The sequence below is a fragment of the Streptomyces sp. NPDC049627 genome (genome assembly GCF_044465645.1).
Taxonomy (GTDB): Bacteria; Actinomycetota; Actinomycetes; order Streptomycetales; family Streptomycetaceae; genus Streptomyces.
Map to the genome: position 1 here is coordinate 118363 of NZ_JBITLW010000005.1, position 25721 is coordinate 144083.

Sequence of the window (25721 nt, forward strand, 5' to 3'; positions counted from 1 at the left end):
CGATACGGCACCGTCTCGTATCGTAAGTTTTTGCCGAGACCTTACGCGCGGCACGCGGGATGCGTGCCGGGGCGGAACTCACAGGGGAAGGCCTGGCCCTCCCTGGCACGAAGTGCCACCATGGAGACGGTCCGGGGACGCCGTCAGGGCGCCTCGAGATGACGTGAAGGAGCCGTTTCCATGACGCAGCTTTCGGCTGCCCAGACGCCTCAGGCGAAGCCCTCCGACGGCAGCAAGGCGCTGTACGGGGGGAAGGGCACCCGCCGCATCACCGTCCGTGACATCGCGCTCGCCAAGGAGCGGGGCGAGAAGTGGCCCATGCTCACCGCGTACGACGCGATGACCGCGTCCGTGTTCGACGAGGCCGGCATCCCGGTCATGCTCGTCGGCGACTCCGCGGGCAACTGTCACCTCGGCTATGACACCACCGTGCCCGTCACGCTCGACGAGATGACCATGCTGTCGGCGGCCGTCGTACGGGGCACCTCGCGCGCCCTGATCGTCGGCGACCTGCCCTTCGGCTCGTACCAGGAGGGCCCGGTGCAGGCGCTGCGCTCGGCGACCCGGCTGGTGAAGGAGGCCGGGGTCGGGGCCGTGAAGCTGGAGGGCGGTGAGCGCTCGCACCGCCAGATCGAGCTGCTGGTCGAGTCCGGCATCCCGGTCATGGCCCACATCGGCCTGACGCCGCAGTCCGTCAACGCCATGGGATACCGCGTGCAGGGCCGTGGCGAGGAGGCGGCCGCGCAGCTGCTGCGGGACGCGAAGGCGGTCCAGGACGCGGGCGCGTTCGCGGTCGTCCTGGAGCTGGTGCCGGCGGAGCTGGCGGCCGAGGTGACGCGGGTCCTGCACATTCCGACGGTCGGGATCGGCGCCGGTGCTGAGACGGACGCCCAGGTGCTGGTCTGGACGGACATGCTGGGCCTGACCGGCGGCCGGGTCCCCAAGTTCGTCAAGCAGTACGCGAACCTCCGCGAGGTCATGGGCAGCGCGGCGAAGGCGTTCGCGGAGGACGTGGTGGGCGGAACGTTCCCGCAGGAGGAGCACTCGGTCCACTGACCCCCTGCCGGTGACCCCTTCCGGGTTCCGGCACCCCTGAACCACTGCGGCACCACAGCGCCCCGCCGATCTTCCCCCGTCGGCGGGGCGCCCCTTTTCCCGGAGCTCACGGACGGGGCTCCCGAAACTCACTGGCGGGCCCGGTCCCTCCCGGACGAGCATGAGCCGCATGACTGACGCACCCGCACGATGGAGCCAGGCGACCACCTACCCCGACATGTGGGTCGACCCGGACGACGACCCCCGCAACAGCGACGGAGTCAGCCCGGACGGCGAACTCCCGACGCTGCAGGACTTCCTGACGAACTACCGCATGACCCTGCGGATGAAGTGCGAGGGCCTGGATCCGGAGCAACTGGCCCGCCGGTCGGTTCCGCCCTCCACGATGTCCCTGCTCGGCCTGATCCGGCACCTCGCCGAGACGGAGCGGGACTGGCGCAACTGGATCACCGAGGGCGACCCCCTGCCGAAGCTGTACGGCGACCCCGACGGGGACTTCCTCGGCGCCGTCGCCGAGCAGGCCGTGGTGGACGCCGCGTACGCCGACCTGGAGCGCGAACAGGCGGCGACCGACGCCGCGCTCGCCGAGCACCCGGATCTGGGCGAGCGCCTGGGCAAGGAGGGCTTCGCGGTGCGCGAGCTGCTCGTGCACAGGGTCGAGGAGTACGCCCGGCACTGCGGGCACGCGGACCTGCTGCGCGAGTGCGTCGACGGGCGGACGGGCCAGTGACGAGCGCTCCGCCGGGAAAGCCGCCATCGGCCGTCGGTCGTCTGCGGGTCCGTCGTGGCTGGTCGCGCAGTTCCCCGCGCCCCTTTGGAGCGCTGCCGAACCGACCGGTGTCGGCGCCCTGTAGGCCATGTCGGTGATCTGTCGGTCGTTTGTCGGTGGGTCCTGACACCGTCCTCTGCATGACGCGAATCGACAAGAACCCCGACGGCGTGAGCAGCGCCGTATCCGTGCGGGGACTGGTCAAGCACTACGGCGAGACCAAGGCTCTGGACGGTGTTGACCTCACGGTGCGCGAGGGCACCGTCATGGGCGTGCTCGGGCCGAACGGCGCCGGGAAGACCACCCTGGTGCGGATCCTGTCCACGCTGCTGGCGCCGGACGCCGGACGGGCCACCGTGGCCGGGTACGACGTCGTCCGGCAGCCCCGGCAGCTGCGGCGGGTGATCGGGCTGACCGGGCAGTACGCCTCCGTGGACGAGAAGCTCCCCGGGTGGGAGAACCTCTACCTCATCGGGCGGCTGCTCGATCTGCCCCGCAAGGAGGCACGCACGCGTGCCGACGAGCTGCTGGAGCGGTTCTCCCTGACCGAGGCGGCCAAGCGGCCCGCCTCGACCTACTCCGGCGGTATGCGGCGGCGGCTCGACCTGGCCGCCTCGATGATCGGCCGGCCCGCGGTGCTGTTCCTCGACGAGCCGACCACCGGCCTCGACCCGCGCACCCGCAACGAGGTGTGGGACGAGGTCAAGGCCATGGTCGGCGACGGCGTGACCGTGCTGCTGACCACCCAGTACATGGAGGAGGCCGAGCAGCTCGCCACCGAGCTGACGGTCGTCGACCGGGGCAAGGTCATCGCGGGCGGCGGCATCGAGGAGCTCAAGGCCAAGGTCGGCGGGCGGACCCTGCGCGTCCGGCCGGCCGACGCCCTGCAGCTGCGGCCCCTCGCCGGATACCTGGACGAGCTCGGCATCACCGGGCTCGCCACCACCACCGTGGACACCGAGACCGGCACCCTGCTCGTCCCGGTCCTCAGCGACGAGCAGCTCACCGCGATCGTCGGCGCCGTCACCGCGCGCGGCATCACGCTCGCCTCCATCACCACCGAACTGCCCAGCCTGGACGAGGTCTTCCTGTCCCTCACCGGCCACCGCGCCAGTGCCCCGCAGGACGCCGTGCCCGCCGACGCCCGCGAGGAGGTCGCCGTATGAGCGCCGCCACTCTTTCCACCCCCACCCCCACCGACGACGCCCGCATCCCGCTGCGCGGGCACCTGCGGCACACCGGCGCCCTCGTCCGCCGCAACCTGCTGTGGATCCGCCAGGACCCCGAGTCGATGGCCGACGCGCTGCTGATGCCGGTCATCTTCACCCTGCTGTTCGTGTTCGTCTTCGGCGGCTCGATCGGGCAGGCGCTGGGCGGCGGACAGGACCAGTACGTGCAGTACGTGATCCCCGGCATGATCGCGATGATGAGCATGACGCTGTCCCAGGGCGTCGGCACCGGCTTCAGCCAGGACTTCAACTCCGGTGTCATGGACCGCTTCCGGTCCCTGCCGATCGGACGCGGCTCGGTGCTCTTCGCGAAGATCTCGGTGGAGCTGCTGCGGATGCTGTTCGCGACCGCTGTGCTGATGATCGTCGCCGTCGCCGTCGGGTTCGACATCGACAACTGGGCCGGTCTGTTCGCGACCGTGGCCCTGTCCACGGCGTTCGCCTCGTCGATCATGTGGGTGTTCCTCACCCTCGGCGTGATCATGAAGAGCGCGCAGTCCGTGCAGGCCATGGGCTTCCTGGTGCTGTTCCCGCTCCAGTTCGGCTCGTCGATCTTCGCGCCGACGACCTCGATGCCGGGCTGGCTGCAGGCCTTCACCGACTACAACCCGCTGTCCACGCTCGCGGACGCCTCACGCGGACTGATGGTGGGCGGGCCGGTAGCGCACGACCTGTGGGTGACGCTCGGCTGGTCGGTGGCCATCACGGCGGTGATGGCGCCGGTCGCGATCCACAAGTTCCGGACGAAGAGCTGACGTACGGACCCGGTCCGTGCCGGTGCGCGTCAGATCAGGGCGGCGGCCTCCCGCGCGGAGAGGGCGCCGCCCTCCGCGTACGCCGACTCGTAAGCCGCGTCGCCCAGCACGGCACGGATGCGCTCCCGGGTCCGGTCGCGCACCTCGCGCTCGTGGAACGTCTCGACGTACACGGGCGGCAGCCCCGCGTCGGCGGCGCCGAGGCAGCGGGCGGCGTCGCGGCCCCGGCCACCGTCGTGGAGGCCGGCGAGGGCGTACGCGGCCGTGGTCAGAAACGCGGAGCGGATGTGCGGGGTCAGGGCCTCGGCCAGCGGGTCCTCGGCCTGTTCCAGGGCGCGCCGGATCAGGGCGAGGGACCTTTCACTGTGGCCGTCGACCGCGTCCAGCCAGGCCTCGGCGCCGAGGATGTAGGCGTCGAAGACGACGAAGTGGGCGATCTTGAACTGCTCGCGCAGCAACCGGAGTTGTTCGCGCGCCTCGGGCACCCGGCCGATCACGCCGAACCAGCCGGCCAGTATGAGCCGGGCGAAGGGCAACGCCTGGTCGTACCCGCCCTTCGAACCGTCGATGACCTCGCGCAGCAGCCGCTCACCCTGCTCGGCCTCGCCCGCCTCGATGAGCACGCTGCCGAGCCGGGCGCTGAGGACGCCCGCCTGGGCATGGGCGCCGAGGCGTTCGGCGTGTTCGATCGCGGCCTCGTAGTCGGCTGCGGCCAGGCGGTAGTCGCCTTTCTTCTCCCGTGCCTCGGCGCGCGCGGCGAGCGCCTCCGCGGTGCCCCACAGATCACCGAGGCGGCCGTAGATGGCCAGCGACTCATCGGCGTCGCGGGTGGCGTCGCCGCTCCACTCGGTGCGGTTGGCGAGCAGATTGGCCCGCATCTGCAGACCGGCGGCGAGGTCCCACTCGTATGCGGGCACACGGCGGCAGGTGTCGACGGCGGCGTCGACGATCTCCCGGACCCGCGCTATGTCCCCGGTCATCAGGACGGCGTAGAACCACAGGGAGCCGGGGAACCGGCAGCCCTGCGGAAGTCCGGGCGCGTACGTCTCGCTGATGACGCGCAGCTTCTGCTTTCTCTCAGGCGTCTGCCAGGCGTCCAGCTCCGTGTCCATGCAGGCGAGATGGACCAGGTGGACACCGCGGCGGGCCTCCGCGAGGACCTCGCCCGTCCAGGGCGGCGGCGTGGCCGTGCAGCGCTCCCACAGCGGGGCGGCGGGCCGGACCGGCTCGGTGAAGGGGTCGGGGCCGAGCTGCTGGACCTCCCGGCACCAGTTGCGGGCGACGATGCGCTGGTCGCGCATCTGCCAGTACCAGCCCATCGACAGCACCAGGCACATCGCCTCCTGCTCGTCGCGCAGGGCGACGGCGTGGTGCAGGGCGGCGCGGACGTTCTCGCTCTCGCGCTCCAGCCGCTGGATGGCGGTGAGTTGACCGGCGCCGCGCAGCAACGGCTCGGTGGTGCGGGCGAGTTCGCGGTAGTACGTCATATGCGCGCGCTCGGCCTCCGCGCGCCGTCCCGCCTCGTCGAGCCGCTCGCCCGCGTACTCGGCCACGGTCTCCAGGAGCCGGTAGCGCATCTCGCCGTCGCCCGAAGGGGCCGCCACCACGAGGGACTTGTCGACGAGTGAGCCGAGCGCGTCCAGGGCGCCCGGACCGCACACGGCCTCGGCGGCTGCGAGATCACACCCGCCGGCGAAGACCGACAGCCGCTGCAGCACGTCCCGTTCGGCCTCGTCCAGCAGCTCCCAGGACCAGTCGACGACCGCGCGCAGGGTCTGCTGGCGGGGCAGGACGGTACGGCTGCCCGAGGTGAGCAGCCGGAAGCGGTCGTCGAGCCGGTCGGCGATCTGCCGCGGGGTCAGCATGCGCAGGCGGGCGGCCGCGAGCTCGATGGCGAGGGGCAGTCCGTCGAGCCGCCGGCAGATCTCCGCGCACGCCTCCGGATCGGCCTCGGTCCGGAATCCGGGCCTCGCCGCGGCTCCCCGGTCGGCGAGCAGCTTCAGCGCCACCGGCTCCGGCAACGGCTCCACGGGCCGCAGCAACTCCCCCGGTACGCCGAGGGGTTCACGACTCGTCGCGAGCACCGTCAGCTCCGGGCAGCGCTCCAGCAGCTCCTCCACCAGGCGGGCGGCGGCCTCGACGACATGCTCGCAGTTGTCGAGGATCAGCAGCATGCGGCGCTTGCCGCAGTGCTCGGCGAGCCGCTCCACGGGGTCGTCGTGCCGCTCGGACCCGGCCCGCATGGCATCCGCCCCGGCGCCGTACAGCACGGTCTCGCGGGCGCCGACGGCGGTGAGCACGGCCTCCGGTACGGCCTGCGGATCGTCGACCGGCGCGAGCTCGGCCAGCCACACCCCGTCCGGGGCGGCGTCCCGCACCCTCTCGCCGGCCTCCTGCGACAACCGTGTCTTCCCGGCACCGCCGGGGCCGAGCAGCGTGACGAGCCGGGCGGCACCGAGGTCCCCGCGGATGGCCTCGATGTCCGCTTCCCGCCCGACGAAAGAGGTGAGGCGGGCGCGGAGGTTGCCGGTGGGCGGGGGTGGGGTGAGGCCGGTGCCGGGGGACTTGCCGCTCCACGAGCCGGACGCGCGGGGGTGACGAGGTGCCGCCTGCCCGTTGCGGTCGGCGCGCGGGGCGTCGTGGGTGGGGTGGAGTCCGTCGCGCGTACGCGGGCCGGGCCCTCCGACGTGCACGCCCTCATCCTGCCGGAGCAACTCGCCGTGCAGCGAGCGCAGTTCCGGCCCCGGGTCGGAACCGAGCCGGTCCGCCAGCAGTTGTCGTACGTCCTCGTAGGCGACCAGGGCCTCCGCCGTGCGGCCCGCGTCGCGCAGGGCGCGCAGGCGCAGGGCCTGGAGGGGCTCGTCCAGGGGGTGGGTGTCGCACAGGGCCGTCAGCTCGGGGAGAGCCTCGTCGGCGCGGCCGAGGGCGAGGGCGGCGGCGTGCCGGGTGCGCAGCGCGTCGAGGCGCCGGGTCCCCCAGCGGGCCGACTCGGCGGTGCGGTCGGGGAGGTCGGCGAGGGCGGGGCCGTGCCACAGGGCGAGAGCGTCGTCGAGGACGACGGCGGCCTTGGCGGGGTCGTCGTCGGCCAGCGCGCGCGTGCCCTCGCCGACGAGGCGTTCGAAGCGGTGCAGGTCGATGTCGTCGGGCGTGGCCGCGAGGCGGTAGCCGCCCTCCACCGACAGCACCGCGTCCGCGCCGAGCGCCCGTCGAAGCCGGCCGACGAGCGCCTGCAGGGCCCCCGCCGCGTCGGCGGGCGCATCCCCGTTCCACACCTCGTCGACCAGCACACTCACCGGCACGGTACGTCCGCCCCGCAGCGCCAGCACGGTCAGCAGGGCGCGCAGCCGCGCACCGCCCACCGGAACCGGGGTTCCGTCGGGCCGGAGAGCCTGGGTGGTGCCGAGGATGCGATAGCGCACGGGGTTCATTCTCTCCGGTCGGTCAGGGGAAGGTCACAGGGTCGGGTGACATGGGGACGTCGTGACGCATCACGACGATCGTGACGAGGAGTGGCGGCTCGCGTCCCCGTCCGGCACCTCCAGCGTCACCACCACCCCCGCCTCCACCGACCGCCGCCCCCGCTCGCCCGGCATCCCGTCGGCGAACCACTTCGGGCACGCGTCCACCGACCGCAGCGTCCGCGCCCCGGGCCCGCGCACCGGCTCCCAGGACCGCGACCCCGGCGGCGTCTCCGCGTACTCCTGGGTCACCACCCGCACCGCCCGCACGCGGCCGCTCACCTCGGGCCACTCGCCCCCGTGCGTCTCCACCGCGAGGAGGCCGACCAGCCGGACCCGGTCCCCCGGCCCGACGCCGGCCCCGGTCTCCCCGCCCAGGGCCACCGTGAGCCCCGACCCGTCCCGCAGGATCCGCACCGAGCCGTCCTCGCCGTCCGCCAGGTCCTCCACCGGTCCCGCGACCTTGGAGAGCTCGTCGTCCCAGCCACCGCCGAGCGCGTCGTCCGCGTCCGTGAACAGCAGCGGCCAGCTCACCTCGTCGCCCACCTCGAACGGCGTGCCGCAGCACTCCATCTGCCAGTCCTCGTAGAAGACATGCCACAACCCCATGCCTCCACCCTCCACGGAACCACCGCTCACCGCGAGACGTTTTCCCGGTGCGCCCGCTACGGTCGGGCAGGCCCGACGTCCCGTCCCACAGGAGCCCTTCCTCATGACGACCGCCCTCAGCCGCCGCAGCGACCGGCGGGTCAGCCCCGTCTTCGTCGGGATCCTGGCCGTCACGGCGGTGACGGGCTGGGCCACCTGGACCGGCTTCGCCGAGCAGCCCGGCGTGGCCGTGTTCCTGTTCGTGACCGCCGCGTGGATCGTGTCCCTGTGTCTGCACGAGTACGCACACGCGCGTACCGCCCTGCACAGCGGCGACATCTCGGTGGGCGCGAAGGGCTATCTCACGCTCAACCCGCTGAAGTACACGCACGCGCTGCTGAGCATCGTGCTGCCCGTCCTGTTCCTGATCATGGGTGGTATCGGTCTGCCCGGTGGCGCCGTCTTCATCGAGCGCGGGCGGATCAAGGGGCGCTGGCGGCACAGTCTCATCTCGGCGGCCGGTCCACTGACGAACGTCCTGTTCGCGCTCGCCTGCACGGCCCCGTTCTGGCTGGACGCCCTCGACGGTGTGCCGCTGAAGTTCCGCTTCGCCCTGGCCCTGCTGGCCCTGCTCCAGGTCACGGCCGCGATCCTGAACTTCCTGCCGGTTCCGGGCCTGGACGGCTACGGAGTGATCGAGCCCTGGCTGTCGCAGAACATCAAGCGCCAGGTGGAGCCGTTCGCCCCCTTCGGCCTGCTCTTCGTGTTCGCGCTGCTGTGGCTGCCGCAGGTCAACAGCGTGTTCTTCGGCGCCGTCGACGCGATCCTGCGCGGCCTCGGAGTCAGCGAGGTGGAGACCGCGTCCGGCTGGCACCTCTACCGCTTCTGGTAGGTGGCCTTCCTGTGCTTCACGTAGTACCAGCACATGTTGGACGAAAGCCCTGCCAGCAGCACCCACACGATGCCCAGCAGACTGCCCTGGGCGAAGGAGACGATCGCCGCGGCCACGGAGAGAAGGCAGACGACGAGGGCATAGAGGGCTAGACGGGGCATATCGGTCGGCTCCTGTCGGGGGACACTGCTGCACTGCTGGTGCCGACCAGTGTCCCCCATCGGCTCATACGTCCGTGACGCGGAGCCCGGCGTGCGCCTTGTACCGCCGGTTCACCGAGATCAGGTTCGCGACCAGCGACTCCACCTGGTGGGCGTTGCGCAGCCGCCCCGCGAAGATGCCGCGCATGCCGGGGATGCGACCGGCCAGGGCCTGGACGATCTCGACGTCCGCCCGCACCTCGCCGAGGACCATCACATCCGTGTCGATCTCGTCGATCTCCGGGTCCTGCAGCAGGACCGCCGACAGGTGGTGGAAGGCCGCCGTCACCCGGGAGTCCGGCAGCAGGGCGGCGGCCTGCTCGGCGGCGCTGCCCTCCTCCGGCTTCAGCGCGTAGGCGCCCTTCTTGTCGAAGCCGAGCGGGTTGACACAGTCGACGACCAGCTTGCCGGCCAGCTCCTCGCGGAGGGACTCCAGCGTCTTGCCGTGGCCCTCCCACGGCACGGCGACGATCACGATGTCGCTGCGCCGCGCGCACTCGGCGTTGTCGGCGCCCTCGATGCCGTGCCCGAGCTCCTCGGCGGCGGCCCGGGCACGCTCGGCGGCCCGCGAGCCGATGATCACCTTCTGGCCGGCCCGCGCCAGCCGGTAGGCGAGGCCCTTGCCCTGCGGCCCGGTCCCGCCGAGCACGCCGACGACGAGCCCGGAGACGTCGGGCAGGTCCCAGGGGTCCTTGGCCGGGGCCTTCGCGGGGGCGTCGGTGGGCTGCTGTGCACTGTCGGTAGAGGTCATGGGCCGACTTTACGTCCGCCCCGCGCACCCCAAGCGGTCAGGTGAGGTGCGTCACGGGCACCCGCCGGAAGGTGATGGTCTCGTACGCGCTGAAGTCGCCGGTCTCGTAGAGGAGTCCGACCGTCCGCGCGTCGATCCGGGCGAGGTCCGAGTAGGCGGCGGGCAGCCCGTCGACCGTGTGCACGGGGCGCCATGTGGTGCCGCCGTCGGTGGAGGCGCGGATGGTCATCAGGGCGCGGGCGGCGGGGTCGGCGGGGCCGGAGAAGAGCAGGACGTCGGGGTCGCGCAGGTGCAGGACACTGCCCTCGCAGACGGGGGCGGACAGGCCGGCCTGCGGGCGGAAGCGCTTGGTCAGCGTCCGGCCGCCGTCCTTCGAGTGGGCGTCGGCACGGGTGCCCGGGGACGGGGAGTCGTTGCGGGTGTTGAAGTAGACGCGGCCGTCGGGGAGTTCGGCGGCGGTGGTCTCGTTGACGTTGATGTAGCCGTCGGTGTTGTCGTCGACGTATCCGATGCGCCAGGTCGCGCCGCGGTCGTCGCTCAGCAGGCAGTGGCCGCCGTTGTACTTGCCCTCGGTGCCGTTGTCCCGTCCGGTCGGCGGCAGGGAGTGGTTGGCGGGGACGACGACCCGGCCGCCGGCCAGCTGGATCGCATGGCCGGGGGTGGTGGCGTACCAGCGCCACTCCGGCCGTTTCGTCTCCTTGGTGATCTCCTTGGGGCTCGACCAGGTGGCGCCTTCGTCGTCGCTGTGCTGCACCCATACCCGTCGCCCGTCCGCCGCGCTCACCACACCGCGCCGGATGGCGTCCTCGGTCGCGAGGGCGGCGTTGCGTACGTGCACGAGCAGGATGCGGCCGGTGTCCAGGACGACGGGGGCCGGATTGCCGGCGAGGTGGTCGCCGTTCTTGGCGGCGACCTGGAGCGGGCCCCAGGTGCGGCCGCCGTCGGTGGAGCGCTTCAGCACGATGTCGATGTCCCCGAAATCGGCGCCCGATCCGACCCGGCCCTCGCAGAAGGCGAGCACCGTGCCCTGGCCGCTGACGACGACGGCGGGGATGCGGAAGGAGGCATACCCCTCCCGGCCCGCACGGAAGGGGACGCTGGTCTCAATCATGGTCGGACTCCTCGGACATGGCCGCCGGGTCCCTCTGCTTCCCCAGGCCGGGCGAATTCGAGGTGAACTCGGGGTCACGACTGGTCGGTTGCGGCAGGATGCGTTCGTATGGACGCCGTACGTGTCGCGTTGCTCCGTGAAGTGCTCGCCGGGACCGAGTGGTTGGGGTCCACGCGGCGGTTCGCGGGGGTGCTGCGGGCGTCGGCGGTGGCGCACGGGGGCGGGCTGCTGCTGGTCGGCACCCCGGAGTACGAGCCGTGGCATCTGGCGGCCCATCTGGTGGACGAGGCCGCGTGGTCGGGGACGCCGGAGCTGGCCCCGACCCTCGTCCGGCACGGCGCGCGCGCCTCGGATCCGGCGCATCTGGCGGTCGGTCTCGGGCGGTTGGCGGCGGCGCGGCGCGGGGAGACGCTGCTGGTGGTGTCGCCGGGAGGGCCCGGGGCGCCGCTCCTGGAGCGGGTGCACGACGCCCGGCAGGCCGGGGCGACGGTGCTGGCGCTCGGCGCCGGGGAGCGGGAGCTGACGGCCCTGGCGCATGAGGCGCTGGCCGTGCCGGAGGGTGCGGAGCTGGATCTGGACACGGTGCAGCACCTGGTGAGCGCGGCGGCCGGGGAGAACGCGCTGCCCTCTCCGAGGGGGCGCAGGCGCTTCAGGGACCGTCTGGCGCAGCTGGCGGAGCTGCTGACGGCACCGCCGCCCACGCGCTGGTGACGCCGGCCACCCGGCTCGTCCCCCGGCCGGCTCGCCCCCGCCCGTAAATCCGGTTGCCTCCGGCTCCGGCCCCGCCCGAACATGGCCCCTCGTGACCTCCGTGCTGCCCGACCTCGCGCCTTGGCGGGCCTCCGCCGACTTCCGCAGGCTGTGGCTCTCCGGACTGATCTCGTCCTTCGGCAGTTTCCTGACCTTCGTCGCGCTGCCCGTGCAGATCAAGGAGCTCACCGGGTCCGCCGCGGCGGTCGGGGCGATCGGGGCCGTGGAGCTGGTGCCACTGGTCGTGTTCGGGCTGTACGGGGGCGCGCTCGCCGACGCGCTCGACAAGCGGAAGCTGATCCTGTGGACGGAGGCCGGCCAGGCGGTGCTGAGCGCGGCCCTGCTGGTCAACGCGCTGCTGCCGAGCCCGGCCGTGTGGCCGCTGTTCGCCGTCGCCGCCCTGTCCTCCGCCCTCGTCTCCGTGCAGCGCCCGGCCCTGGACGCCCTGTGGCCCCGGATCGTGGCCCACGAGCACCTGCCCGCCGCCGCCTCGCTGAACGCCCTGCGCTGGCAGGCCGGCGGCGTGGCGGGCCCGGCCGTGGCCGGCGTGGTCGTGGCATACGCGGGGCTCGGCTGGGCCTACGGCGCGGACCTGCTGACCTTCGTCGCCTCCGTCCTGCTCACCCTCGGCATCGCCCCCTCCCCCGCCTCCCACGCGGCGGCGAAGCCGTCCCTGATGGCCATCGCCGAGGGCGCACGGTACGCCTGGAGCCGCAAGGAGCTCCTCGGCACGTACGTCATCGACATCGCGGCGATGCTCTTCGCGATGCCGCTCGCCGTACTGCCGTTCCTCGCGGACGAGTTGGACGCCCCGTGGTCGCTGGGGCTGATGTACGCGGCCGTCCCGGCCGGCGCGATGCTGGTGAGCCTGACCGGCGGCTGGACGTCGCGGGTGCACCGGCACGGGCGGATCGTGGTCCTCTCGGCGGCGCTGTGGGGCCTGGCGATCGCGGCCGCCGGTGTCTCCCGGAACGTCTGGCTGGTGCTGCTGTTCCTGCTCCTCGGCGGCGCGGCCGACATGGTCAGCGGCATCTTCCGCGGGGTGATGTGGAACCAGACGATCCCGGACGAGCTGCGCGGCCGGCTCGCCGGGATCGAGCTGCTGTCGTACTCGGTCGGCCCGCAGCTCGGCCAGACCTACGTGGGCGGCGTCGCCGCCTGGAAGGGCGTCAGGACGTCCGTCTGGTCGGGCGGGCTGCTGTGCGTGGGTGCGGTGGGGCTGCTGGCGCTGTGTCTGCCGAAGCTGATGTCGTACGACGCGCGCACGAACGAACATGCGGTACGGCTGCGGGAGCAGCGGGCGGCGGCAGCGGGTACCGCACCGGCACCCTCGTCGACACCCGCATCGGCGCCCGCGGAGGGCTGATTCAGTCGTCGTCCGCGGGACCGGCCGGGGCGTCGTGCCACCGGGGGTCGTTCTCCCACTCCAGGTTGCGCTCGCGGGCGAGGTCCATCGCGTGCTGGGCCTCTTCCCGGGAGGCGTACGGCCCGAAGCGGTCCTTGGCCGGGCACTCCGGCCCCTCTTCGACCTTCTTGTGCACGAGGCAGTAGTACCACTCCCCCGGCTTCCCGACCGTCCGCTTCTTGAACAGGGCCATGACCGGCTCCTTTCGCCTGGGCTCGCCACGGACATGGTCCCCCATGGCCGCTGTCTTAGACTCGCTGGCATGTCTGGCCAGTCGCTGCTCGTCCCAGGGGAGCTCTCTCCCACCCGTTCCGTGCCCGGAAACATCCGCCGCCCCGAGTACGTCGGCAAGCCCGCGCCGACCCCGTACTCCGGTCCGGAGGTGCAGACCCCGGAGACCGTCGAGGCGATGCGCGTCGCCGGTCGGATCGCCGCGCGGGCGATGGCCGAGGCGGCGAAGCTGATCGCCCCCGGCGTGACGACGGACGAACTGGACAAGGTGGCGCACGAATACATGTGCGACCACGGCGCCTACCCCTCGACGCTCGGCTACCGCGGCTTCCCCAAGTCCCTGTGCACCTCGCTCAACGAGGTGATCTGCCACGGCATCCCGGACTCCACGGTGCTGCGCGACGGCGACATCGTCAACCTCGACGTGACGGCGTACATCGGCGGGGTGCACGGCGACAACAACGCGACGTACCTGGTGGGTGACGTCGACGAGGAGAGCCGCCTGCTGGTGGAGCGCACCCGCGAGTCGCTCAACCGCGCGATCAAGGCGGTCAAGCCGGGGCGCCAGATCAACGTGATCGGCCGGGTGATCGAGTCGTACGCGAAGCGCTTCGGCTATGGAGTGGTCCGCGACTTCACGGGCCACGGCATCAACTCGTCCTTCCACTCGGGCCTGATCATCCCGCACTACGACAGCCCGCACGCGACGACGGTGATGCAGCCCGGCATGACCTTCACCATCGAGCCGATGCTGACGCTCGGGACGCACGAGTACGACATGTGGGACGACGGCTGGACGGTCGTCACCAAGGACCGGAAGCGGACGGCACAGTTCGAGCACACGCTGGTGGTGACGGAGACGGGAGCGGAGATCCTGACGCTGCCCTGATCCCCGTCTCCGATCACCGATCACCGGCCCGCCCTGCCAGGGCGGGCTTTCTCTTGTACGCTTTTACCGACAGAGTGTCGGCAAACCTATTGACTTAGGTTAGCCTTACCTTAGAGGATGTGCTCATGGACTCCTTCTCGACACTCATCCGCACGGCGTCCCAGGAACAGCACATGGAGGCCGAGACCTCGACGTTCATGAGCGACCTGCTCGGCGGACGGCTCGGCGTCGACGCGTACGCGCGCTACACCGAGCAGCTGTGGTTCGTGTACGAGGCACTGGAGACCGGGGCCGAGCGGCTGGCGTCGGACCCGGTGGCCGGACCGTTCGTCCGGCCGGAGCTGTTCCGGCTGCCGGCACTGGAGCGGGACCTGGCGCATCTGCGGGGACCGGACTGGCGGGCGGGACTGTCGGCGCTCCCGGCGACGCGGATGTACGCGGACCGGGTGCGCGAGTGCGCCGAGCGCTGGCCGGGCGGTTACGTCGCCCACCACTACACCCGCTACCTCGGCGACCTCTCCGGTGGCCAGATCATCCGCGACAAGGCGGAGAAGACGTGGGGTTTCGCGCGCAAGGGTGACGGGGTCCGGTTCTACGTCTTCGAGCGGATCGCCAACCCGGCCGCGTTCAAGCGGGGTTACCGCGAACTGCTGGACGCCGTCCACGCGGACGACCTGGAGAAGCAGCGGATCGTGGCCGAGTGCAGGACGGCGTTCGCCTTGAACACCGGGGTCTTCCGGGCGTTGGGCGAGGAGTTCCCGCTGAGCGCCTGAGGCTCACCGCTCCAGGAGAACGCGGCCCCCGACCTCCACCCAGCCCCCCGGCTGCGGTGCCGTCAGGATCTGCGACCCCGCTCCCTGCGTGATGTTCAGGGCACGGCCCAGCCGGTCCGTGAGGAGCAGTGCCGCCGCACCCGTGGCCTCGTCCTCCTCGATGCCGTCGTCACGGCCGGGGAAGGCGCGGGCCCGGACACGTCCGGCCGCCTCGTCCTCCCAGGCCCAGGCGTAGACCCACTCGCCGGGCTGCGGGACGTCCAGGGCCTCCACCTCGGCGGCCGTCGCGTACTGCCGCAGGGTGCGCGGCGGGGCCCACTCCGCCCGCGCCTCGATCCAGCTGAACTCCCCGTCCAGCCGCGCCCCCACCACACCGGCGGGGGTGACCAGTTCGGGCACGTCGAGCAGCCAGGCCGTACCGACGCAGGGGTGACCGGCGAAGGGCAGCCGCAGAGTCGGCGTGTAGATGTCGATGACCCCGCGCTCGGGATCATCGACGAACACGGTCTCGCTGAACCCCAGCTTGGCCGCGAACGCCTGCCGGTCGCTGCGCTCGGGCATCACCGATCCGTCACGGACGACACCGAGTTCGTTGCCGTATCCGCCTCGGGGGCCGCAGAAGACGCGGAGGACGTCGTAGTCAGTCACGGGGGAATTGAAACATCGTGCGGGCGGCGAGGTCGTCCCAGGCGGCGGCTCCGCCGGGGAGGGGCGAGAAGCGGGCGGGGGGCGCACAGGAGGGCGCCGCGATTCACTTGACCAGCCCTTGACCTCCCCATGGGGGCCGTTTTGAGCCACCGTGATCAAGCCGTGCTCGTACGCCGTCAATGAGAGAAGCTTCACTGGACGTACCGGTTTTGGTGAGGTAAGCCTCAGATAAGTTTGGGCAACCTCACCTTATCTGTGTGCCCGCTAGGTACCTCCTTGGAGCCGAAATGCGCCCCTTCAGACTGTCCGCCGTCGCCGCTGCCACGACCGTGGCGGCGCTCACCGCCGTCACCGGCTGCACCGAGAAGGGCAGCTCGGAGGGCGGCGACCGCGTCATCAACGTGACCTCGACGGACGACAAGTGCGAGGTGTCGAAGAAGGAGTTCCCCGCCGGGCACGTCGAGCTCGCCATCGAGAACAAGGGCTCCAAGGTCACCGAGGTCTACGTCCTCTTCCCGGACGACCGCATCGTCACCGAGCGCGAGAACATCGGCCCCGGCACCAAGCAGAGGGTCACCGCCGAGGTGAAGGCGGGCGACTACACGATCGCCTGCAAGCCCGGGATGAAGGGTGACGGCATCCGGCAGACCGTCAAGGCCACCGGCGGGGGCGCCACCGCCAAGCGCGACCCGCGCCTCGACAAGGCCGTCGCCGCCTACCGCGAGTACGCGCAGGAGCAGGCCGACCAGACCCTGCCGCTCGCCGAGACCTTCGCCAAGGCGGTCAAGGACGGTGACGTCGAGGCCGCGAAGAAGGCCTACGCCCCCTCCCGCATCGGCTGGGAGCGCACCGAGCCGGTCGCCGAGTCCTTCGGCGACATCGACCCGAAGGTCGACCTCCGCGAGGACGGTCTGAAGGGCGACCAGAAGTGGACCGGCTGGCACCGCCTGGAGAAGTCCCTCTGGCAGGACAAGAAGATCACCGCTGCGGACAAGACCCTCGCGGACCAGCTCATCACCGACCTGAAGGACTGGCAGGAGCGGGTCGGCAAGGCCGAGATCACCCCGACCTCCATGGCCAACGGCGCCAAGGAGCTGCTCGACGAGGTCGCCACCGGCAAGGTCACCGGCGAGGAGGAGCGTTACTCGCACACCGACCTGGTCGACTTCAAGGCCAACGTCGAGGGTGCCCAGAAGGCGTACGAGCTGCTGAAGCCGGTCGCCAAGGAGAACGACCAGGCGCTGGTCACCGAGCTCGACAAGCAGTTCGCCGCGCTCGACGCGCAGCTCGACAAGTACCGCGCGGACAAGAACTCGTACGACTTCGTCTCCTACGACAAGGTCACCGAGGCCCAGCAGAAGGAGCTGTCGGACGGCGTCAACGCCCTCGCGGAGCCGCTGTCCAAGCTCGCCGCCGCCGTCGCGAAGTAACCGGGAGCCCAAGCCATGACGGACACGGACAGCAGCCCGAAGTCGCCCACCCGGCGCGCGCTGATCGGCTGGGGCGGTGCGGGCCTGGCGCTCGGCGCCGCCGCGGCCGGCGGTACGGTCGCCATGACCCGTACCGGCAACGACGTGGACCCCGCCGGTGCCGCCACGGGAGCCGCGATCGCCTTCCACGGCACACACCAGGCCGGCATCGCCACCCCGGTGCAGGACCGGCTGCACTTCGCCGCCTTCGACGTACAGACCGACGACCGCGCCGAGTTCGTGCAGATGCTCAAGGACTGGACGGCGGCCGCGCGCCGGATGACCGCCGGGCATGCGGTCGGTGAGGGCGCGTACGGCGGCCTGGCCGAGGCGCCGCCGGACGACACCGGTGAGGCGCTGGGGCTGAAGCCGTCGCGGCTGACGCTGACGATCGGCTTCGGTCCGTCGCTGTTCCAGAAGTTCGGGCTGGACGGGCAGCGGCCCGAAGCGCTCGTCGACCTGCCGCACTTCGCCGGCGACAACCTCGACAAGAACCGCAGCGGCGGCGACCTGTGCATCCAGGCCTGCGCCGACGACCCGCAGGTCGCCGTGCACGCGATCCGCAACCTGGCCCGCATCGGCTTCGGCAAGGTCGTCATCAAGTGGTCGCAGCTCGGCTTCGGCAAGACGTCGTCGACGACGCCCGAGGAGCAGACTCCGCGCAACCTCATGGGCTTCAAGGACGGCACCCGCAACATCGCGGGAACCGAGACGGACCGCCTGAAGAAGTTCGTGTGGGTGGACGAGAAGGCCGGTCCCGACTGGATGGTGGGCGGCTCGTATCTCGTCGCCCGGCGCATCCGCATGCACATCGAGACCTGGGACCGCACCTCCCTGCAGGAGCAGGAGGACATCTTCGGCCGCGACAAGGGCGAGGGCGCCCCGGTCGGCAAGGCCAAGGAGCGCGACGAGCCGTTCCTGAAGGCGATGAAGCCCGACGCGCATGTGCGGCTCGCGCACCCCGAGTCCAACCACGGGTCGACGATCCTGCGCCGCGGCTACTCCTTCACCGACGGCACCGACGGCCTGGGCAGGCTGGAGGCGGGCCTGTTCTTCCTGGCCTACCAGCGTGACGTGCGCGAGGGGTTCATCCGCATCCAGCGCAACCTCGCCACGGACGCGCTCAACGAGTACATCCAGCACGTGGGTTCGGCGGTCTTCGCCGTTCCGCCCGGCGTCCGGGACAAGGACGACTGGTGGGGCAGCACGCTGTTCTCCAAGGAGGCGTAAGGGACCGTGTTCTCCAACTATCTGATCGGCCTGCGTGAGGGCCTGGAGGCCAGCCTCGTCGTCTGCATCCTCATCGCCTACCTGGTGAAGACGGACCGGCGGGACGCGCTGAAGCCGATCTGGATCGGCATCGGCGTCGCGGTCGCCCTCGCCCTCGGCTTCGGCTGCGCCCTCGAATTCGGCTCCCAGGAGCTGACGTTCGAGGCGCAGGAGGCGCTCGGCGGCACCCTGTCCGTCATCGCGGTCGGCCTGGTGACCTGGATGGTGTTCTGGATGCGGCGCACCGCCCGGCACCTCAAGGCCGAGCTGCACGGCAAGCTGGACGCGGCCCTGCAGATGGGCACCGGCGCACTGGTCGCCACGGCGTTCCTGGCCGTCGGCCGGGAGGGGTTGGAGACGTCCCTGTTCGTGTGGACGTCGGTGCGCGCGGCCGGTGACGGCAGCCCGCGCCCGGTGATCGGCGCCGCCCTGGGCCTGGCCACGGCCGTGTTGCTGGGCTGGCTGTTCTACCGGGGCGCGCTGCGCATCAACCTGGCCAAGTTCTTCACCTGGACCGGCGGCATGCTGGTCGTCGTGGCCGCGGGCGTGCTGGCGTACGGCTTCCACGACCTGCAGGAGGCCCGCTTCCTGCCGGGCCTGAAGACGCTGGCCTTCGACGTCAGCGACACCATCGATCCGTCCAGCTGGTACGGCACTCTGCTGAAGGGCGTCTTCAACTTCCAGCCGGACCCGACCGTCCTCCAGGTCACGGTGTGGCTGCTGTACCTGATCCCGACGCTCGCGCTGTTCCTGTCCCCGGTAGGGTTCGCCTCCGGGAAGGGGAAGGTGAAGGGACCTGATGAGCAGGGAACGCGGCCCTCGAAGGCTCCGCAGGCTTGACCGGAACGCTCTGATTGCGGCCTCGGTGACCGCTTTGTCGTTGACGGCGAGCGGATGCATGGTGGTCCACGGGGAGAAGGAGATTCTCCCCTCGGCCACCAAGGCGGAGGCCGCCAAGGCGCTCCAGCAGTTCACCACCGCGTACAACAAGGCCGAGAAGGCCTACGACATCTCCCTGGAGGCCGATCATGTCTCCGGCGCGCTCAGCGACATACTCGAGGCGCGGCTGAAGGCGAGCAAGGCGACCAGCCCCGGCGGCAATCCGTCGTACACCCCGCTGGAGTTGTCGGACACCAAGTTCACGATCCCGAAGAAGGCCGGCTGGCCGCGCTGGTTCGTCGCCGACGCGGCCGCCAACAAGGGCGGCAGCGCGCGCTGGGTCTTCGTGTTCAGCCGCAACAGCCTGTCCGACCCGTGGGAGGCGGCGTATCTGACGCTGATGGCCCCCGGCGACGTACCGGAGTTCAAGACGGACAAGGACGGCTGGGCCGAGGCCGTCCCGGCGAATTCGTCCGAACTGGCCGTGCCGCCCGCGGACTTGAGCAAGGCATACGCGAACTACCTCAAGAACGGCGGGGACACCTTCGCGGACGGCCTGAACACCACCAAGTGGCGCGCCGACCGGGCGAAGGACGCCAAGAAGCCGGGCCTGGTCAGGCAGTACATCGACGAGCCGATGACGAACGGCGACTACGCGCCGCTGGCACTGCGCACCGCGGACGGTGGCGCGCTGGTGTTCTTCACCACGCATCACTTCGAGAAGCAGACGGCCTACACCGGCACCACGCTCACCGCGCCGAACAAGGCCGTGGAGACCCTGACCGAAGGCGAGATCAAGCAGTCGCTGACGATGGAGATCGTCTCCAACGAGGCGGCCCTGACCCCGAAGAAGGGCTCGGGGAAGGTGGACGTCCTCGGCCGCATCCAGGGACTGACGTCGGCGAAGGGCGAGTAGCCGCAGTTCAGTGGCGCAGGGGCCAGGCCGCGGGGATGTGGTGGTCGGGCTCCTCGCCGACGTGGCGGGCGCAGGCGTCGGTGAGGACTTCCAGCAGGCTCAGCGGGTCGGGCAGCGGATGCTCCAGCCCGCGCACCCAGTGCACGGTCTGTTCCTCACCGGGCAACTGCGCGGGCGGGACGAGGACGTACGACCCCCGGCAGTGCCAGCGCAGTCCCGGGTGCTCGTCCATGGTCTCGGGGTGGCAGTCCAGCTCGCAGGGCCACCACTCGTCCTCGTCCTCGGGGGTGCCGCGGGTGAGGGTGAAGAACAGCAGGCGTCCGTCGTCGCTCTCGGCGACGGGCCCGACCTCGATCCCCGCGCCGAGCAGCCGCTCCAGCGCCTCGCGCCCGGCCTCCAGCGGCACGTCGAGCACGTCGTGGACCATGCCGGTCGCGGTGATGAAGTTGGCCTGCGGCTGGTGGCGGGCCCAGCGTTCGATCTGGGCGCGGTCGGTGGTGGACTGCGTCTGCCAGGCGAAGGACACCGGGTGCCGGGCCGGCGTGGGACAGCCGACGCGGTCGCAGGAGCACCGGTAGCCGGGGGCGGGGTGCGCGGCGGGCGCGAGCGGCAGACCCGCTCCGGCGGCGGCCAGCAGCAGGGCCTCACGACCGCCGTCGTCCGCGGCGGTGTCCTTCGGGCGGCGTCCACGCAGCCACTGGGAGAGTTTGCCCTGCAGGCCGGTCCGGCCGCCCAACTCCGCGCTCATCTATCCCCTCGCCTCGCTGTCGTGCGGAACAGCATGCCCTATGGTCCCATCATCGTGCGCTCCGGGGGGCCGTAGCGGACAAGCGGGCCAGGTGGGGCGAGGTGATACACAGCACCTTGATCAGGCGTAATGGACTGCATTGGCGGGATTTACGCCCCTACCGCGCATGGGCCGCGATGCCGTGCAAGGCGTACTCGACGAGGGTGTCGGTGTAGTCGTACGAGATCGGTCCCGTGTGCTGGAGCCAGCGCTGGGCGAGCGGGGAGACGAAGAGCTCCAGGGCGATGCGCGGGTCGACCTCGGGGCGTACGTCGCCCGCCGCCTGGGCGGCACGCAGCCGCTCGATGTACAGGTCGAGCGAGGGCTGCAGGAGCTTGGCGACGAGCTCCCGGCCGAACTGCTCGTCCACCACGCCCTCCGCGGCCAGGGCCCGGGACGGCACCTCGAACCTGGGGTCCTTCAACTCGTCGACGGTGGCGCGCAGGACACCCTTGAGATCGGCGGCGAGGTCTCCGGTGTCCGGGAAGACGTGGGGCTCCTGGCCCACGTCCCGCGACGCCTGCTCGGCGAGATCGAGGAACGCCTCCATCAGCACGTCCGCCTTCGACGACCACCAGCGGTAGATCGTCTGCTTGCCGACACCGGCACGGGCGGCGATGCCCTCGACGGTGGTCCTGGCGTAGCCGACCTCTCCGACGAGGGCGAGGGCGGCGTCGTAGATGGCGCGGCGGGACTTCTCGCTGCGGCGGGTGGCGTTGGGGGCGGACTTCTGGGCGGCCATGGGTCGAATTTATCAGGTTGACAAGACGGAGCGTCTCGCCGGACTCTGATGAGCGCGAGATATCGAGACGATACGTCTCGTGTCAGTCGGATGACGGAAGGAGCCCACGATGACCCGAAGCGGGGCCGGAAGCATGCTGGGAGTCGGCGGGACGCGACGAAACCTCGGCCGGAAGGCGCTGCGCGGCGGTGGCCGAGGCGGCGGGATCGGTGGCGGGGGCGACGCCCAGGCCCAGAAGAAGGAACTGTTGCGCAAGCTCCAGGAGAAACGACAGGGCGGGGCGGCATCCGACGCGTCGACGTGACCGGCCGCGCCGCCGCCTCTCCTGCGGCCCGTCTCCCCCTCCCGAGGGAGACAGGCCCCTCTCGCGCGGGATCCCCGCCCGACGCCCGACGGCTGTACTGAAGCGGTCAGCAGCTCCAGGGAGACACGGGGAGGAATCAGGATGCGTAGCAGGATGCGCGGCTGGACGAGACGACGGGCACTCATCGCAGGGGCCGCGACGGTCTCGGCCGCGGGGCCGGCCACTGCCACCGCCGCGCCCGCACTCGCCGCGGGCCGGCCGCGCCCGGGGAGCGGCGACATCGCCGACGCCTTGCGGGCGCTGCCGGGACTGAGAGTGATCGAGGAGCGGCCGGGGGCCGAGCCGGGGTACCGGTTCTTCGTGCTCGGACTGCGTCAGCCGGTCGACCACACCGACCCCGCGGCCGGCACCTTCGAACAGCGCCTCACCCTCCTCCACACCTCCGCCGACCGTCCCATGGTGCTGTTCACCACCGGGTACCACGCCGTGCTGACACCCCGGCGGACCGAGGTGACCGTGCTGCTGGGCGCCAACCAGCTGCAGATCGAACACCGCTTCTTCGGCACCTCCCGACCCGCGACCCCCGACTACGCGCACCTGACCATCCGCCAGGCCGCCGACGACCACCACCGCGCCGTGCGCCTCTTCCGCCGGCTGTACCCGGCCCCATGGGTCTCCACGGGCGGCAGCAAGGGCGGCATGGCCACGGTCTACCATCGCCGCTTCCACCCGTTCGACGTGGACGGCACCGTGGTCCACGGCGCCCCCAACAACGTCGACGACCGGGACGACTCCGCCTACCTGCGCTTCCTGGAGACCGTGGGCAGCGCCGACGTCCGCGAGGCCCTCAAGGCGGCCCAGCGGCGGATCCTCGTGCACCGCGCCGAGATGGTCGCCCGTTACGAGGCCTGGGCCACCGCCGCCGGGGACACCTTCCGCCTCGTCGGCGGCGCCGACACGGCACTCGAAATCGCCGTACTGCGCGCGCCGCTCATGTTCTGGCAGGACGCCACCGCGGCCGACCACGCCGCCGTCCCCGGCCCGCACGCCACGACGGACGAGCTGTACACCTGGCTCGACCGCACGGCCGGACTGCCCCTGTACGCCGACTCGACCGCGCGGAACTACATCCCGTACTGGTACCAACTGGGCACCCAGCTGGGGTACCTCAGCCTGCCCACGTCCCATCTCGACGGACTGCTGCGCCACCCGGGCGCCGTCGAGCCCCGCTCGTTCGTGCCGCGTGACATTCCACTGCCGTTCGACTCGGCCGCGATGCCGGACGTCGACCGCTGGGTCCGTCGGCGCGGCAGCCGCCTGCTGTTCGTCAACGGCACCATGGACCCCTCCGTCGCCGAGCCCTTCCGTCCCGGCGGGCCCGACTCCCGCGTCCTGTGGGTGCCGGGCGGCAACCATCACGTCACGCTCGGGCAGCTCGCCCCGGCCGACCGCGACGAGGCGATCGCGACGCTGACGCGGTGGGCTTCCTAGGCGTCCTGGATGTCTGCCTTCCTAGGCGTCCTGGATGTCTTCGGCCGGGGGCCAGGCGTCGCCCCAGTCCGCGTCGCGGGCCGCCTTGTAGAGGTCGCCGTGGCGTTTGGTGACCGTGGCGCGGCGCAGGGACGGCTCGGTCTCGCACAGGTCGAGGAGGACCTGGCCCTTGCGGATCTGGGGTTTGCGGACGATGCGGGCGGGGGCCGGGGTGGCCGGGAGGCGCGTGGCGGCGACGTAGCTGAACTTCTCGTCCTCGTAGGCGAGGGAGCCGCCCTTGATCTGGCGGTGCAGCGAGGAGCGGCTGACGCGGGCCGAGAAGTGGCACCAGTCCGTGCCGGGGGCGATGGGGCAGGCGGCGCTGTGCGGGCAGGGGGCGGCGATGCGGAAGCCGGCGGTGATCAGGTGATCGCGGGCCTCGATGACGCGGGTGTAGCCGTCGGGGGTGCCGGGTTCGACGATCACGACGGTCCGGGCGGCGGACGCGACGGTGGTGAGGAGGGCGGCGCGGTCGGGGGCGGTGAGCTCGTTGAGGACGTAGGAGACGGTGACGAGGTCGGTGGGGTCGAGGGTGAGCGCCGAGCCGATCCGGGCGCGCTGCCAACGGGCGTTCGCCAGTGCGGGGTTGGCTGCGGCGATCTCCCGGCCGATCGCCAGGGCGGGCTCGGCCCAGTCCAGCACGGTGACGCTGCGCTCGCCGGGCCAGGTGGCGGTGACGGCCCAGGTCGCGGCGCCGGTTCCGCCGCCGACGTCGGTGTGGTCGGCGGGGGTCCATGCCGGTACGGCCGCGGCGAACGCCTCCAGTGCCGCGTGGACCGCCTCGAAGGTGGCGGGCATCCGGTAGGCGGCGTAGGCGGCCACGTCGGCGCGGTCGCGGAGGATCGGGGCGTCGGTGGGGGTGGCGCCCCGGTAGCTGGCGATCAGCCGGTCGACGGCCTGGGCGGCCTGGCGGGGTGGGAGGCCGTCGAGGAGGGCGGCGAGACTGCTGCGCAGGGCGTCTGCCGGGGATGCGGGGGCGTTCACTCGCCGATTCTACGAGGCGGCGTGCACCGGCCTCGCGGGTCCTCGCCCCCGCCGCCCCTACCCATTCCCATCCCCCAGGGGCTCCGCCCCTTCGACCCCGGCTCCTGGGGGCTGCCGCCCCCAGACCCCCGCTTCGGCCCCGAAAGGGCCTCGTCCTCAAACGCCGGACGGGCTGAAATGCTGGACCGGCGTCGAGAGGTGCGGCCTCGCTACCGGCCCCGCACCGCCCGTGCCACCCGTGTCCCCGCTCGTGCCCTCGGGCCGTTGTCCGCCGCACGTCGGCGTGGGTGGACCGTGTTGGCCAGCAGCACCAGGAAGGTGTCGGTCGCCGGGTCGAGCACGAGGGACGTGCCCGTGAAGCCCGTGTGCCCCGCTGCTCCCCGCCCCGCCAGCTCCCCCATGAACCACGGCTGGTCGACCGCGAACCCCAGCCCGGGCGGGGTGAGGAGCAGTTCCACGAAGTCGGGGCCGAGGATGCGGGCGGGGCCGTACGCGCCGCCGGAGAGCAGGGCGCGGGAGAAGACCGCCAGGTCCCGGGCCGTGGAGAACAGGCCCGCATGGCCCGCCACCCCGCCCAGCGCCCACGCGTTCTCGTCGTGGACGACACCCCGCAGCATGCCCCGGTCCGCCTTGGCCCAGGGACGCCGCTGGTCCTCGGTCGCCGCCGCACCGGGGCAGGGGCCGAAGCGGGTCGCGGTCATGCCGAGGGGTCGGGTGATGCCGTCATGGATCAGGACGTCGAGCGTGCGGCTCGTGATGCGTTCCAGCACGTGCTGGAGCAGCAGAAGGTTCAGGTCGGAGTAGCAGTAGGTGCCGGGCACGCCGATCGGCGGTTCCGCGCGCAGCCGCTCCAGGCGCTCCGCGTCGTCCGCGCAGTCGTACAGCGGGAGTTCGGGCCGCAGCCCTGAGGTGTGAGTGAGCAGCTGGCGCACGGTGACGTCGTGCCGGTCGGCCGCCCGGAAGTCCGGCAGATACGCCCCGACCCGCGCGTCGATGCCGAGCGTGCCGCGCTCGATCTGCTGCACCGCGGCGACCGAGGTGAACAGTTTCGTGAGGGAGGCCAGGTCGAAGGGGGTGGCCGTGGTCATCGGAACGCGGGAGTCGGGCGGCAGCTCCACCCCCGCGTCCGTCTCCTCGTCGTAGGAGGCGTACCGCACCGCCCAGCCCGCCGCCTCCTCGGCGGCGACGTACGGCCCCCGCCCGACGACCAGTACCGCTCCGGCCGCCCAGGGGCGGGGGCCGGTGGTGAGATCGTGGACCTCGCGGACGAGATGACGGATCTCCTCGGGGTCGAGTCCGGCCCTATCCGGCGTGTCCCCGCGCAGTCTCGGCGCGC

At 71.8% G+C, this 25721-nt stretch carries 26 protein-coding genes; 15 read left to right on the top strand and 11 right to left on the bottom strand.

The genetic code is table 11. The features are described from left to right. The first annotated feature begins 180 nt into the window (after window positions 1-180). The 4 genes from panB (at window position 181) to ACIBU0_RS14980 (ending at window position 3809) form a co-directional block, all read left to right on the top strand. Complete coding sequence (gene panB / locus ACIBU0_RS14965) at window positions 181-1056, top strand: 3-methyl-2-oxobutanoate hydroxymethyltransferase (protein WP_398817202.1); 876 nt, start codon at window positions 181-183, stop codon at window positions 1054-1056. Between the two features lie 160 nt (window positions 1057-1216). Continuing rightward, window positions 1217-1786: a DinB family protein gene (locus tag ACIBU0_RS14970; RefSeq protein WP_398817205.1), complete on the top strand. Its 570-nt coding sequence runs from the start codon at window positions 1217-1219 to the stop codon at window positions 1784-1786. 179 nt (window positions 1787-1965) lie between these two features. Further along, on the top strand, window positions 1966-2991 hold the full coding sequence (locus ACIBU0_RS14975) for an ATP-binding cassette domain-containing protein (protein ID WP_398817208.1): 1026 nt from the start codon (window positions 1966-1968) through the stop codon (window positions 2989-2991). Then, window positions 2988-3809: an ABC transporter permease gene (locus ACIBU0_RS14980; protein ID WP_398817211.1), complete on the top strand. Its 822-nt coding sequence runs from the start codon at window positions 2988-2990 to the stop codon at window positions 3807-3809. Before ACIBU0_RS14975 ends, ACIBU0_RS14980 begins: the two co-directional genes overlap by 4 nt. A 29-nt stretch (window positions 3810-3838) precedes the next feature. On the opposite strand, the gene ACIBU0_RS14985 is transcribed toward ACIBU0_RS14980, so the two are convergent. Together ACIBU0_RS14985 and ACIBU0_RS14990 are read right to left on the bottom strand one after the other, a co-directional pair. After that, window positions 3839-7237, bottom strand: a complete 3399-nt coding sequence (locus ACIBU0_RS14985) for an AfsR/SARP family transcriptional regulator (RefSeq protein ID WP_398817214.1) — start codon at window positions 7235-7237, stop codon at window positions 3839-3841. Between the two features lie 60 nt (window positions 7238-7297). Further along, a complete protein-coding gene (locus tag ACIBU0_RS14990; RefSeq protein WP_398817217.1) occupies window positions 7298-7876 on the bottom strand; it encodes a DUF6578 domain-containing protein in 579 nt (192 codons plus the stop codon). 103 nt (window positions 7877-7979) lie between these two features. Between ACIBU0_RS14990 and ACIBU0_RS14995 the strand changes: the two genes are divergently transcribed. Further along, complete coding sequence (locus tag ACIBU0_RS14995) at window positions 7980-8747, top strand: site-2 protease family protein (protein ID WP_398817220.1); 768 nt, start codon at window positions 7980-7982, stop codon at window positions 8745-8747. Here ACIBU0_RS14995 and ACIBU0_RS15000 read toward each other — a convergent pair. From ACIBU0_RS15000 to ACIBU0_RS15010, 3 genes are read right to left on the bottom strand one after another with little or no spacing between them, the layout of a single operon-like run. After that, the gene (locus ACIBU0_RS15000; RefSeq protein ID WP_398817223.1) at window positions 8732-8968 is read right to left on the bottom strand and encodes a hypothetical protein; all 237 of its coding nucleotides are present in this window, start codon (window positions 8966-8968) and stop codon (window positions 8732-8734) included. The two genes, ACIBU0_RS14995 and ACIBU0_RS15000, sit on opposite strands and share 16 nt — an antisense overlap. A gap of 4 nt (window positions 8969-8972) precedes the next feature. Beyond that, on the bottom strand, window positions 8973-9698 hold the full coding sequence (npdG, locus tag ACIBU0_RS15005; RefSeq protein WP_398817226.1) for an NADPH-dependent F420 reductase: 726 nt from the start codon (window positions 9696-9698) through the stop codon (window positions 8973-8975). A 37-nt stretch (window positions 9699-9735) separates the two neighbouring features. Continuing rightward, window positions 9736-10809 carry an exo-alpha-sialidase gene (locus tag ACIBU0_RS15010; protein ID WP_398817229.1) on the bottom strand — a complete coding sequence of 358 codons (1074 nt, stop codon included), beginning with the start codon at window positions 10807-10809 and terminating at the stop codon, window positions 9736-9738. A 108-nt stretch (window positions 10810-10917) separates the two neighbouring features. On the opposite strand from ACIBU0_RS15010, the gene ACIBU0_RS15015 reads away from it, so the two are divergent. Together ACIBU0_RS15015 and ACIBU0_RS15020 are read left to right on the top strand one after the other, a co-directional pair. Continuing rightward, the gene (locus ACIBU0_RS15015; protein WP_398817232.1) at window positions 10918-11520 is read left to right on the top strand and encodes a hypothetical protein; all 603 of its coding nucleotides are present in this window, start codon (window positions 10918-10920) and stop codon (window positions 11518-11520) included. Between the two features lie 91 nt (window positions 11521-11611). Continuing rightward, entirely contained in the window at window positions 11612-12925 is a 1314-nt protein-coding gene (locus ACIBU0_RS15020) for an MFS transporter (protein WP_398817234.1), read from the top strand. A 1-nt stretch (window position 12926) separates the two neighbouring features. Here ACIBU0_RS15020 and ACIBU0_RS15025 read toward each other — a convergent pair whose 3' ends face one another. Continuing rightward, window positions 12927-13157: a hypothetical protein gene (locus tag ACIBU0_RS15025; protein WP_398817237.1), complete on the bottom strand. Its 231-nt coding sequence runs from the start codon at window positions 13155-13157 to the stop codon at window positions 12927-12929. A gap of 69 nt (window positions 13158-13226) precedes the next feature. Here ACIBU0_RS15025 and map point away from each other — a divergent pair, with 69 nt between their 5' ends. Both map and ACIBU0_RS15035 read left to right on the top strand, forming a co-directional pair. Further along, window positions 13227-14084 carry a type I methionyl aminopeptidase gene (map, locus tag ACIBU0_RS15030; protein ID WP_398817240.1) on the top strand — a complete coding sequence of 286 codons (858 nt, stop codon included), beginning with the start codon at window positions 13227-13229 and terminating at the stop codon, window positions 14082-14084. A 125-nt stretch (window positions 14085-14209) separates the two neighbouring features. Continuing rightward, window positions 14210-14857: a heme oxygenase (biliverdin-producing) gene (locus ACIBU0_RS15035; protein ID WP_398817243.1), complete on the top strand. Its 648-nt coding sequence runs from the start codon at window positions 14210-14212 to the stop codon at window positions 14855-14857. A 3-nt stretch (window positions 14858-14860) separates the two neighbouring features. Here the strand turns inward: ACIBU0_RS15035 and ACIBU0_RS15040 are convergent, their stop codons facing one another. Further along, complete coding sequence (locus ACIBU0_RS15040; protein WP_398817245.1) at window positions 14861-15505, bottom strand: PhzF family phenazine biosynthesis protein; 645 nt, start codon at window positions 15503-15505, stop codon at window positions 14861-14863. A gap of 287 nt (window positions 15506-15792) precedes the next feature. Between ACIBU0_RS15040 and efeO the strand changes: the two genes are divergently transcribed. Genes efeO through ACIBU0_RS15060 form a run of 4 tightly spaced genes read left to right on the top strand, consistent with a single transcriptional unit; the run spans window position 15793 to window position 20038 of the window. Beyond that, window positions 15793-16935: an iron uptake system protein EfeO gene (gene efeO / locus ACIBU0_RS15045; protein WP_398817248.1), complete on the top strand. Its 1143-nt coding sequence runs from the start codon at window positions 15793-15795 to the stop codon at window positions 16933-16935. 15 nt (window positions 16936-16950) lie between these two features. Next, entirely contained in the window at window positions 16951-18204 is a 1254-nt protein-coding gene (gene efeB / locus ACIBU0_RS15050; RefSeq protein ID WP_398817251.1) for an iron uptake transporter deferrochelatase/peroxidase subunit, read from the top strand. A gap of 6 nt (window positions 18205-18210) precedes the next feature. Further along, window positions 18211-19083 (top strand): iron uptake transporter permease EfeU, encoded by an 873-nt coding sequence (efeU, locus tag ACIBU0_RS15055; protein WP_398817254.1) that lies wholly within the window; start codon window positions 18211-18213, stop codon window positions 19081-19083. Then, window positions 19043-20038, top strand: a complete 996-nt coding sequence (locus ACIBU0_RS15060; protein WP_398817257.1) for a hypothetical protein — start codon at window positions 19043-19045, stop codon at window positions 20036-20038. Before efeU ends, ACIBU0_RS15060 begins: the two co-directional genes overlap by 41 nt. A gap of 7 nt (window positions 20039-20045) precedes the next feature. On the opposite strand, the gene ACIBU0_RS15065 is transcribed toward ACIBU0_RS15060, so the two are convergent. Together ACIBU0_RS15065 and ACIBU0_RS15070 are read right to left on the bottom strand one after the other, a co-directional pair. Next, entirely contained in the window at window positions 20046-20786 is a 741-nt protein-coding gene (locus ACIBU0_RS15065; protein ID WP_398817260.1) for a bifunctional DNA primase/polymerase, read from the bottom strand. 157 nt (window positions 20787-20943) lie between these two features. Continuing rightward, window positions 20944-21567, bottom strand: coding sequence for a TetR/AcrR family transcriptional regulator (locus ACIBU0_RS15070; protein WP_398817263.1), 624 nt, complete (start codon window positions 21565-21567; stop codon window positions 20944-20946). A gap of 109 nt (window positions 21568-21676) precedes the next feature. On the opposite strand from ACIBU0_RS15070, the gene ACIBU0_RS15075 reads away from it, so the two are divergent. Continuing rightward, entirely contained in the window at window positions 21677-21871 is a 195-nt protein-coding gene (locus ACIBU0_RS15075; RefSeq protein ID WP_398817266.1) for a DUF6243 family protein, read from the top strand. Between the two features lie 141 nt (window positions 21872-22012). After that, window positions 22013-23362: a S28 family serine protease gene (locus tag ACIBU0_RS15080; protein ID WP_398817269.1), complete on the top strand. Its 1350-nt coding sequence runs from the start codon at window positions 22013-22015 to the stop codon at window positions 23360-23362. A gap of 21 nt (window positions 23363-23383) precedes the next feature. Here ACIBU0_RS15080 and ACIBU0_RS15085 read toward each other — a convergent pair whose 3' ends face one another. Both ACIBU0_RS15085 and ACIBU0_RS15090 read right to left on the bottom strand, forming a co-directional pair. After that, on the bottom strand, window positions 23384-24385 hold the full coding sequence (locus tag ACIBU0_RS15085) for a small ribosomal subunit Rsm22 family protein (protein ID WP_398817272.1): 1002 nt from the start codon (window positions 24383-24385) through the stop codon (window positions 23384-23386). Between the two features lie 209 nt (window positions 24386-24594). Then, window positions 24595-25710 carry a serine hydrolase domain-containing protein gene (locus ACIBU0_RS15090; protein WP_398818277.1) on the bottom strand — a complete coding sequence of 372 codons (1116 nt, stop codon included), beginning with the start codon at window positions 25708-25710 and terminating at the stop codon, window positions 24595-24597. Window positions 25711-25721 lie beyond the last annotated feature (11 nt).